We start from the raw sequence: 9,788 nt of genomic DNA, 5'->3' as shown, positions 1-9,788 counted from the left end.
CGGGCGTGCCGGCCGCGAGCCCCGGCTCCGCGTCGAGGAGCCGCTCGCGCAGGGGTGCCGCGAGCCGCCGCGCGTCGCGCACGGACAGCGGCACCGGCGACCACCCGGCGACCTGCGCCAGCTCGACGACGGGGGGCGCGACGGGCGAGCCGGGCAGCACGTCCTGCGGTCGCCCGTCGGTGACGGTGCCGTCGGGGGAGACGAGCACGACGCGGTCCGCGTACTGCACCACGCGCTCGAGCCGGTGCTCCGCGAGCAGGACCGTCAGGCCGAGGTCGTGCACGAGGCGGGTGAGCGCCGCGAGCACCTCCTCGGCCGCCGTCGGGTCGAGGGCCGACGTCGGCTCGTCGAGCACCAGCACGCGCGGGTTGCTCGTCAGGACGGCGCCGATCGCGACGCGCTGCTGCTCCCCACCGGAGAGGTCGGCGAGCGGGCGCGCGCGCAGGGGAGCCAGCCCCAGCAGGTCCAGCACCTCCTCGACGCGGCGGCGCATCACCTCCGGCGGCACGCCGAGCTGCTCCATGCCGTAGGCCAGCTCCTCCTCGACCGTGTCGGTGACGAAGCCGGTCGCGGGGTCCTGGACGACGACGCCCACCACGTCCGCCAGGTCGCGCGGGAGGTGCGTGCGCGTGTCCCGGCCCGCCACGACGACCGTGCCCTCGAGCAGGCCGCCGGTGAAGTGCGGGACGAGCGAGGCGACGGCGCGCAGGAGCGTCGACTTGCCGGCGCCGGTGGGCCCCACGACGAGGCAGAGCTCGCCCTCGCCGACGCTCAGGTCGACGTCGACGAGGCTCGGGCGCGAGGCCCCGGGGTAGGTGACGGTGACGCCGTCGAGCCGGATCACGGGGTCACCGTGCCGGCGACGGGGCGGGCGTCCCGCGCGGTGGTCCCCAGGACGGCGGGCGCTGCGGCCAGGGCGGCGCACAGCAGCGCGACGGGAGGCAGCGCGGGCCAGCCGAGCGGCTGCAGCGAGGGGTCGAGCGCCGAGGGGTCGCTCGCCGTCACGGCGACGAGGACGGCAGCGGCCAGGAGCCCGCAGCCCGCGACGAGCGTCTCCGGGGTCCGCCACGGGTCGGGGCGGTAGCGGGTGCGCGAGACGCGGCGGCCGGCGAGCACGCCACCGACGGTCGCGGTCACGGCGCCGGCCGCGAGCACCGGGACCCCGAGCCACGGGGGCGAGGTGCCGTCCAGGAGCCCGTAGGTGCCGACCGCCGCGGCGACCAGCGAGAGGAGCAGCAGCCCGGACACCCGCCGGTCGCTGGTGCCGGCCACCGCCCGCGCGTACCCCCGCGAGTCCATGGAGGCGGCGAGCGCGATGGCCCGGTCGAGCGCGTCCGCGAGCACGGGGACCGCGGTACGCGCGAGCGTTCGCAGCCCGCGCGCGTCGTGGCCCCGCAGGCGCAGCGCCCGGCGCACCGAGGCCGCCGACGCCACGAGCGCGGGCGTGACGCTCACGGCGATGACGACGGCCGTGCCGACCTGGTGCAGCGCCGCGGGCAGCGAACGCAGGGCACGGCGCGGGTTGGCGAGGGCGTTCGCCGCCCCGACGCACACGACGAGCGTCGCGAGGCGCAGCCCGGCGTACCCGGCCGTGAGGAGGCCCGTGAGCGTGATCGGCCCGAGCAGCTCCACGTTGACGGCCCAGCCGGGCAGCGCCAGGCGCGGCAGGTCCAGGAGCACCGGGCCCGGCGCCTTGATGCCGACCACGACGTAGAACAGGACGCGGGCGGCGACGATGCACCCGCCGAGCAGGAGGTAGCCGCGGAAGGCGCGCGCCCAGGGCGCGTCCTCCCGCCGCGCCACGACCACGAGCACGACGGCGGCCAGCACCAGCCCGAGCACGAGCGGGTTGGTGGTGCGCGTCGCGGCGACCGCGAGCCCCAGAGCCCACGCCCACCAGGCGAGCGGGTGCATCGTCGTGGTCAGTCCTGGCCGGCGGGACCGTGCGGCGAGCGCCGGCGCGCGACCACGAACGCCGCGGCGCCGAGGACGGCGACGACCCCGATCCCGGCCACGACGGTCGGCGGGACGCCGGACCCGTCGCCGGCACCCTCGTCCTGCGCCGGCTCGCCCTGCGTCGTGGTGACCGAGGCGCCGTCGTCCACGGCGTCCGCGGCGTCGTCGGCGGTCGCGGCGTCCGCCGGGGCGAGCGTCGGGGGCTCGGCGCCGTCGTTGTACCGCCAGCCCTCGATGCCGCCCGGCGCGGGGACCGCCTGGTCGGAGCCCACCTGGGCCTGCTCCCAGCCGCCGTCGGCCGAGGCCGTCCAGTAGGCCCAGTACGAGCCGGTGAACTCGGTCGGGCAGGGGTCCGGGAGGCCGTCGATCGCGCAGATCATCGTCGCGGCGTCGCGCGTGTCGGTGAAGCCGGCCGCCTGGAGCGCCTCCGTGCCGGTCGCGGCCTGCGGGGCGCAGCCGACCTCGACCTCGCCGCCGAGGTCGGTCTTGTCGACGACGACCGTGATGCCCGTGTCGTCGGTGCACGCCCCCGCAGGGAGCGCCGTCGGTGCGACGGCCGACGCGGACGCGGCGCCGAGCAGGCCGGCAAGGGCCGTGCCGAGCAGCACGGAGCCGGTTGCCGCCGCGCGGGCGGCGTGCCGGCGTGGGAGGACGTGGGGCGCGCCGGAGCGGGCGAGGGTGGTCATGGTGCCTTCTTCCTGAGTGGTCCGTGACGGACCCGGCACGCTCCAGGGAGGCGACCGGGCTCCGTCCCGTATGCCTCGACGGGTGGAGCCTCTCGGCCTGCACCAGGTGCTCCGGCTCGCCGGACCGCGTGGTCCGACCTACGGTTGCGGGTCAGCGCCGGACTCGGACCGGCTTCCCCTGGCTGCAGGACGTCGTGCACCGCCTGGTGGCGGCCTGCACACGGTACCGCCTCGCCTCCGGCAGGATCGACGGATGCGCATCTACACCAAGGTCGGCGACGACGGCACGACGGGCCTCTTCCTCGGGAGCCGCGTCTCCAAGGCGGACGTGCTGGTGGACGCCTACGGCGACGTCGACGAGGCCGTCTCGCTGCTCGGCGTCGCGCGCGCGGCGTGCACCGAGGAACGCCTCGCGACCCTCCTCTTCGAGCGCCAGCGCGAGCTCTTCGTGGCGGCCGCGGACCTCGCGACGAACCCCGCCCACCGGGACCGGCTGCAGCCCGGCATCTCGCTCGTGACCCAGGAGATGGTCGACCGCGTCGAAGGGCTGATCGACGAGCTCGTCCGCGAGCACCCCCTGCGCCCCGTCTTCGTCGTGCCGGGCGCGACGCCCCTGGCCGCGGCGATCGACCACGCGCGCACGGTGGTGCGGCGCGCGGAGCGCAACGTGGTGCGCGCCCAGGACGCGGGTCACCGGGTCAGCCCGCTCGTGCTGCAGTACCTGAACCGGCTCTCGGACCTGGTGTTCGTGCTCGCGCGCTACGCCGCCCGTGGCGTGGACGAGGCGGCGAGCCACGACTGACCACTAGAGTCGGCGCCGACCGAGGCGCGCCGGCGCCTCCGCGGCGCAGCGAGGGGGTCGCGTGGCGTTCGAGCTGGACCCGTGCCGCATCCGCACCACCGAGGGCGAGCTGCTCGTCCAGGGCTTCGTGCGTGAGCACTGGGGCACAGGCGCCGAGGTGGAGGTCGACCACGAGGCGGGCGGCTGGATCCAGGACGGCGACGCCGTGCTCCTCGAGGTCCTCAGCTCCGTGCGCGGTGCCTGCACCTTCGACGCCGTCGTCGTCGCCTCCGGTGAGCGACGGGTCGAGCTCTGCGACCTCGTCCTGCGCGAGACCGTGCAGATGCGCTCCGCCGTCCGCGTCCCGACCAGCATCCCGGTCACCCTGCACCCCGTCGGGCCTCCCGCGCGCACCGGTGAGGACGCCGAGCCGGACGTCCAGGGCGTCCTCATCGACGTCAGCGCCACCGGCGTCCGGGTGCGTCTCGCGGAACCGCTGGACCAGGGCACCCGCTTCACCTTCCGCCTCGACGCCACGCGTGTGCCCCTCGACCTGCAGCTCGAGGTCCTGCGAGGCCACGAGATCGGCGGCGCCACGGCCGTGGGCTGCCGTCTCGTCGACGTCTCCGAGCGGGAGACCGACGAGCTGTTCCGCTTCGTGCTCGAGGAGCAGCGCCGGCTCCTGGCGCAGCGCGCCGCCGAAGATCGTTGACGCGTCACGTATTCTGACGCGTCAACGACCGAGCCGGCCCCAGGAGCGACGTGAGCAAGGCATCCACCCGAGACGACCGGCGCGCCCAGCTCGCCGCCCTCCAGGAGCAGCAGCGCCGCGCCGAGCGCCGTCGCAACGGCCTGATCATCGGGATCTCGGTGGTGGTGGCCCTGGCGCTCATCGTCCCGGCGATCGTCCTGATCTCCGGTGAGCAGCGGCGCCAGTCCGAGGTCGAGGCGGCGGCGAACCGCCCGATCGAGGGCATCGCGGAGGTGGAGGTGCCCTCCGCGAACCACGTCCAGGAGGACGTCGAGTACGAGCAGTCGCCCCCCGTCGGCGGCGACCACCACCCGACGTGGCAGAACTGCGGCTTCTACTCCGAGCCGGTGGTCGAGGAGTACGCGGTCCACTCGCTCGAGCACGGCGCGGTCTGGATCACCTACGCGCCCGACCTGGCCGGCGACGAGGTCGCCCAGCTCGAGGCGCTCGCCGATCGTCACCCCTACGTGCTGGTGAGCCCGCGCGACGACGTCGCCGCGCCCGTCACCCTCTCGGCCTGGGGGCTGCAGCTCGAGGTCGACTCGGCCTCGGACGAGCGGGTCGGCGTCTTCCTCACCAAGTACCTGCAGGGGCCGCAGACCCTCGAGCCCGGCGCCGCGTGCACGGGCGGCATGGGCGCGTGAGCGCCGGATCGTGAGTGCTGATCGTGAGTGCTGACGCGCCCGCGGCCGCGCCCGCGCGTGCTGGCGTGGGCCGCGTCGTCCTGGTCGCCGTCGCCGTGGTGGCCCTCGCCGCGGGCGCCGCGATCGGCCTGCTCGCGGGCGGCTCGCTGCTGCGCCCGGCCGCGCCCGTGGAGGGCTCGGTGGACGCGGGGTTCGCTCGCGACATGTCGGTGCACCACGGGCAGGCCGTCGAGATGGCGGTGCTGGTCCGCGACCGCAGCCAGGACCCTGCCGTCCGGCAGCTGGCGCTCGACATCCTCGTCACGCAGGGGCACCAGCAGGGGCAGATGTTCGGCTGGCTCGCGACGTGGGGCCTGAGCCCGACGTCGAGCGCGCCGCCGATGGCGTGGGCGGGCGACCACGAGCACGGCGGGCAGTCCGCCGACGGCGGGATGCCGGGCCTGGTGACCTCCGACCAGCTGGCGCGGCTCGAGGCGGCCGACGGCGCGGAGGCGGACCGGCTCTTCCTCGCGCTGATGATCCCGCACCACCGGGGCGGCGTCGCGATGGCCGAGGTCGCCACGGAGCGCGCGACGCAGCCGCAGGTCCGCCGACTGGCCGAGGCCGTGGTCGCGTCCCAGGCGGCCGAGATCACGCTCCTCGAGCAGATGCTCGACGAGCGGGGCGGGCCGCCGGCCGACCTCTAGGGTCGGCCGGCGACGTCCGCCCGGCGCTCAGACCCGCGGCGCGCGCGCCGGGGCGGGGCGACGCGGACCCGAGTGCTTGGTGCCGGGGTGCGCCGTGGCCCGGGCAGCGGACCGCACACGCGGGCCCTCGTCCACGGCGATGCGCAGCGGCCGGCCGGCGACGCGCGCGCCGCCGATGCGGCGGAACGCCTCGGGGGAGAGGGTGGCGTCGATCTCCACGAGGCTGAAGCTCGCGAAGATGTCGATCTTGCCGAGGTCCTTGCCGCTGAGGCCGCCCTCGCCGGTCAGGGCACCGACGATCGCCTCCGGGCGGGCGCCGTGGGTGTGGCCGACCGCGACCCGGTACCGGGTGCCGCGCGTGGGCCGCAGGGAGGCCGTGCGCGCCCGCTCCTCGCTCGTGAAGGAGACCCGTCCGTCGTCGCTGCGCGCGCCGCGTGCCTGCTGCAGCGGCGCGGCCTCGATCTCGTCGGCGGGCATGGGGCCCTCGTCGCCGACGGCCAGCGCGGCCAGGACGGCGGCGAGCTCGGCCGCGTCGACGTCCGACGTCGCGAGGAACTCGCGGACCGCCGTGCGGTACATGTCCAGGCGGCCGGCCTCGATGCGCTCGCCCGTGCGCCCGAGGATCTTGGCGACGCGGTGCGCCGAGACGTCGGCGGGCGTCGGGATGGAGGCCTCCTCGAGGCGCTGACGCGTGGTCCGCTCGATCGCGCGGAGCCGGCCCTGCTCGTTGGGGGTGACGAAGGTCAGCGCGGTGCCGGTGCGCCCGGCGCGGCCGGTGCGCCCGATGCGGTGGACGTAGGCCTCCGGCTCGGTCGGGACGTCGAAGTTCACGACGAGACCGACGCGCTCCACGTCGAGGCCGCGCGCGGCGACGTCGGTCGCCACCAGCACGTCGAGGCTGCCGGAGCGCAGGCGCTCGACGAGCTTCTCCCGGTCCTTCTGCGCGACGTCGCCCGAGATGGTCGCGGCGGAGATGCCGCGCTCGGCGAGCGCCACGCCCACCTCCTCGGCGGCGCCCCGGGTGCGGGTGAAGACGATCGCGGCGTCCGCGTCCGACGTCGCGAGGACGCGGGCGAGGGCGCCGATCTTGTGGCGGAAGGGCACGACGGCGAAGGTCTGCTTGACGTTCGCGACGGTCGACGCCTGGCGCGACGTGGCGATCTGCACCGGGTCCTTGAGGTGCTGCGCGGCGACGCGGACGATCGGCGGCGGCATCGTCGCGGAGAACAGCGCGACCTGACGCTCCTTGGGGGCGCGGGCGAAGATGTTGTCGACGTCCTCCGCGAAGCCCATGCGGAGCATCTCGTCCGCCTCGTCCAGGACGAGGAAGTTGATCGCGTCGAGCCGCAGCGTGCGGCGCTCGAGGTGGTCGATCACGCGGCCCGGCGTGCCGACGACGATCTGGGCGCCGCGGGCCAGGGCGCGCTGCTGCGGGAGGAAGGGCGAGCCGCCGTAGACGGCGACGACGCTCACGCCCGGCAGGTGCTTGGCGAAGGTCTCGAGCGCATCGGCCACCTGCATGGCGAGCTCGCGGGTGGGGGCCAGGACGAGGCCCTGCACCTGGCCGAGGTCCGGGTCGACCGCCGCGAGGAGGGGCAGGCCGAACGCCGCCGTCTTGCCCGTGCCGGTCTGGGCGACGCCCGTGATGTCGCGCCCGGCGAGCAGGGCGGGGATGGCTGCCTGCTGGATCGGCGTGGGGCGCGTGAAGCCGAGGTCGAGCACCGCGCGCAGGAGCGGCTCGGGCAGGCCGAGGTCGACGAGGTCGAGCTCGCGCGACTCGGAGGGGGCTGCCGGGGCGTTCGAGGGCATGGCAGGCAGCGAGGAGGCAGTCGTGGTCACGGTGTCCGCATCGGTCGAGGTGGGTCCAGGCGGTGCCTCGCCGTGTCGGCGGGGCCGTCCGTCGCTGTCCCGAACTCTCGATCGGCCGGCTCTGGGCCGGCTGCACACAGCCGCCGATGTCGGCGGTCACACACAGGGAAGGGCGACGTGCTCCTGGGGATTCGCGGTCCACCCTACCGGTCGACCGGCGCGGCGTCCGGGTTCGCGGCCGTGACGCCCGCCACCCCCGACGACACAAGCCTCCGGGGTTGTGCCCACCCTTACCAGCCCGCGGGCTTGTAGTCCTTGAGGAAGACGCCGTAGAGGTCCTCGCCGGCCTCGCCGCGCACGATCGGGTCGTAGACCCGCGCGGCGCCGTCGACGAGGTCGAGCGGGGCGTGGAAGCCCTCCGTGGCGAGGCGCACCTTCGTGGGGTGCGGGCGCTCGTCCGTGATCCAGCCCGTGTCGACGCTGGTCATGAGGATGCCGTCCCGCGCGAGCTCGGCGGCGCTCGTGCGCGTCAGCATGTTGACCGCGGCCTTGGCCATGTTGGTGTGCGGGTGCCCGGGGCCCTTGTAGCCGCGGGAGAAGACGCCCTCCATGGCGGAGACGTTGACGATGTACGTCCGGCGCGCGGGCGAGGCCGCGAGCGAGGGACGCAGGCGGCTGACGAGGATGAACGGCGCCGTCTCGTTGCAGAGCTGGACCTCGAGCATCTCGAGGGGGTCCACCTGGTCGACCGTGGCGACCCAGCTGTTGGTGTCGTGCAGGTCCGGCAGGAGGCCGCCCGCGTCGATGGTCCCGCTCGCGCCGCTCGTGAGGCGCTCGAGCGACGTCGAGCCGGCCCGCAGCGCCGCGGCGGTGAGCCGGTCGGCCCCCTCGGTGGTGCTGGTGTCGTCGTCGTGGTGGGCCACGGCGGTGGTGCCGACCGAGCGCACGAGGGCTGCCGGGTGCGCGTCGCTGGCGTGGTCGAAGGTCACCAGGCGCGGGAGGGGGCCGTCGGGCAGCGGCGCGCTCTCGGCCTCGACGAGCGGTGCGTAGGAGCCGGCGGACCGGCGCACCGTCTGCGCCGCGTTGTTGATCAGCACGTCGAGCGGACCCGCCGCGGCCACCTCGTCGGCGAGGGCGACGACCTGCGCCGGGTCGCGCAGGTCGATGCCGACGACCGTGAGGCGGTCGATCCACTCGTGCGCGTCGGGCATGGAGGAGAACCGGCGCACGGCGTCGCGGGGGAACCGGGTCGTGATGGTGGTGTGGGCACCGTCGCGCAGCAGCCGCAGGGCGATGTACATGCCGATCTTGGCGCGGCCGCCGGTGAGCAGCGCGCGGCGCCCGGTGAGGTCGGTGCGCGCGTCGCGCTTGGCGTGGTTGAGGGCGGCGCACTGCGGGCACAGCTGGTGGTAGAACGCGTCGACCTGGCTGTACAGCTCCTTGCAGATGTAGCAGGCGCGCGGTCGCAGCAGGGTGCCGGCGCTCGCGCCGCGGGTCTGGGACACGAGCGGCAGGCCGGCCGTCTCGTCGTCGATGCGCTGCGGGCTGCCCGTGGCGGTCGCGGCCACGACGGCGGCGTCCTGCGCGCTCACGGCGGCGCGGCGGTCCAGGCGCCGCTGCTTCTTCACCGCCTTGAAGAGGCGGGCGGTGGCGCGTCGCAGCGCGAGGGCGTCCGGGTGGTCCTCGGGGAGCTGCTCCGCACGCCGGAGCACGTCGAGGCACGCGGCGAGCTCGGTGGGCTCGATCGCGTCGGGGGAGCTCGCGGACGGGGTCGCGGGGGACGTGGTGGGGGTGGTGGTGCGCTGCACGGCGGTGGTCCTCGGTCGGTGGCGGCGCCCGGATCGGCCGGAGAGCGCCCGGACAACTGTACGCACCGCATCGTTGACCCCCCGATCCCGCGCCCCTAGCGTGCCGTTACCCACCAGTAACCCAGCGGTGTCACGCTGCACGAGCACCCGTCCTGCACCACCACCCGGTGAGGAGCACCATGGCCGCCACGACCAGCACCGACAGCTCGCAGGCCGCGGTTCCGGACGTCGTCGTCCTGGGCCCCGGACGGGCGCCGGACGGTGAGGTGGCGACGCGGCTGGGCCGCGGCGCCGGGCTGCTGGTCGTCGGGGCGGACCCCTGGCACCCCGAGGTCGTCGCGCTGCTGGCCGCGCGCGGCATCGACGTCGTGCCCGTCCCGCCCCAGCCGGGCCCCTTGCGGCTCGACGCGGCGGCCGGTGTCACCGACCAGGACCTCGGGGCCTGGGTCGGCGACCTGGAGGGCACGCTGGGCGCCCACCTGGGCGTGACCGGGACGGCCGCCCCCTTCGTCCGGACGTCCGCGGGGGCCGTCTGCGGGGTCCTTGCCGAGGGCGAGCACGGCCGCACCGCGGTCGTGGCCGCCGACCTGACGCCGGGCGCCTCGGCCGCGGCGCTGCTGCGCAACCTCAGCGCGTGGTGCGCGCCCGAGCCGGCGCCGCTCGCGCC

At 75.8% G+C, this 9,788-nt stretch carries 9 protein-coding genes, 1 pseudogene and 1 riboswitch; of the genes and pseudogenes, 5 read left to right on the top strand and 5 right to left on the bottom strand.

Annotation, left to right across the window (positions count from 1 at the left end; translation table 11 throughout):
* From IDM29_RS11950 to IDM29_RS11940, 3 genes are all read right to left on the bottom strand, one after another.
* On the bottom strand, positions 1-844 hold an 844-nt coding region (locus tag IDM29_RS11950), incomplete at its 3' end, for an ABC transporter ATP-binding protein (RefSeq protein WP_188037565.1).
* A complete protein-coding gene (locus IDM29_RS11945; protein WP_182113894.1) occupies positions 841-1,914 on the bottom strand; it encodes an energy-coupling factor transporter transmembrane component T in 1,074 nt (357 codons plus the stop codon). The genes IDM29_RS11945 and IDM29_RS11950, both read right to left, overlap by 4 nt.
* 8 nt (positions 1,915-1,922) lie before the next feature.
* On the bottom strand, positions 1,923-2,642 hold the full coding sequence (locus tag IDM29_RS11940; RefSeq protein ID WP_182113895.1) for a hypothetical protein: 720 nt from the start codon (positions 2,640-2,642) through the stop codon (positions 1,923-1,925).
* A gap of 104 nt (positions 2,643-2,746) precedes the next feature.
* A riboswitch (cobalamin riboswitch) is annotated at positions 2,747-2,822 on the bottom strand.
* 73 nt (positions 2,823-2,895) lie between these two features.
* On the opposite strand from IDM29_RS11940, the gene IDM29_RS11935 reads away from it, so the two are divergent.
* The 4 genes from IDM29_RS11935 (at position 2,896) to IDM29_RS11920 (ending at position 5,504) form a co-directional block, all read left to right on the top strand.
* Positions 2,896-3,444 carry a cob(I)yrinic acid a,c-diamide adenosyltransferase gene (locus IDM29_RS11935; protein WP_182113896.1) on the top strand — a complete coding sequence of 183 codons (549 nt, stop codon included), beginning with the start codon at positions 2,896-2,898 and terminating at the stop codon, positions 3,442-3,444.
* A gap of 61 nt (positions 3,445-3,505) precedes the next feature.
* Positions 3,506-4,135, top strand: a complete 630-nt coding sequence (locus IDM29_RS17705) for a PilZ domain-containing protein (RefSeq protein ID WP_182113897.1) — start codon at positions 3,506-3,508, stop codon at positions 4,133-4,135.
* A 50-nt stretch (positions 4,136-4,185) separates the two neighbouring features.
* Complete coding sequence (locus IDM29_RS11925) at positions 4,186-4,818, top strand: DUF3105 domain-containing protein (protein WP_182113898.1); 633 nt, start codon at positions 4,186-4,188, stop codon at positions 4,816-4,818.
* Positions 4,819-4,841: 23 nt separating this feature from the next.
* A complete protein-coding gene (locus IDM29_RS11920; RefSeq protein ID WP_182113899.1) occupies positions 4,842-5,504 on the top strand; it encodes a DUF305 domain-containing protein in 663 nt (220 codons plus the stop codon).
* A 27-nt stretch (positions 5,505-5,531) separates the two neighbouring features.
* Here the strand turns inward: IDM29_RS11920 and IDM29_RS11915 are convergent, their stop codons facing one another.
* Entirely contained in the window at positions 5,532-7,313 is a 1,782-nt protein-coding gene (locus IDM29_RS11915) for a DEAD/DEAH box helicase (RefSeq protein WP_182114152.1), read from the bottom strand.
* Between the two features lie 290 nt (positions 7,314-7,603).
* A complete protein-coding gene (locus tag IDM29_RS11910; protein ID WP_188037564.1) occupies positions 7,604-9,121 on the bottom strand; it encodes an SDR family NAD(P)-dependent oxidoreductase in 1,518 nt (505 codons plus the stop codon).
* A 179-nt stretch (positions 9,122-9,300) separates the two neighbouring features.
* Here IDM29_RS11910 and IDM29_RS11905 point away from each other — a divergent pair.
* Positions 9,301-9,788, top strand: a pseudogene (locus tag IDM29_RS11905) (hypothetical protein); the annotation flags it as partial.

It is taken from the genome of Actinotalea sp. JY-7885, from assembly GCF_014525465.1.
In the GTDB taxonomy this organism is placed as follows: domain Bacteria; phylum Actinomycetota; class Actinomycetes; order Actinomycetales; family Cellulomonadaceae; genus Actinotalea.
This window is presented reverse-complemented; position numbering and strand designations above follow the sequence as displayed.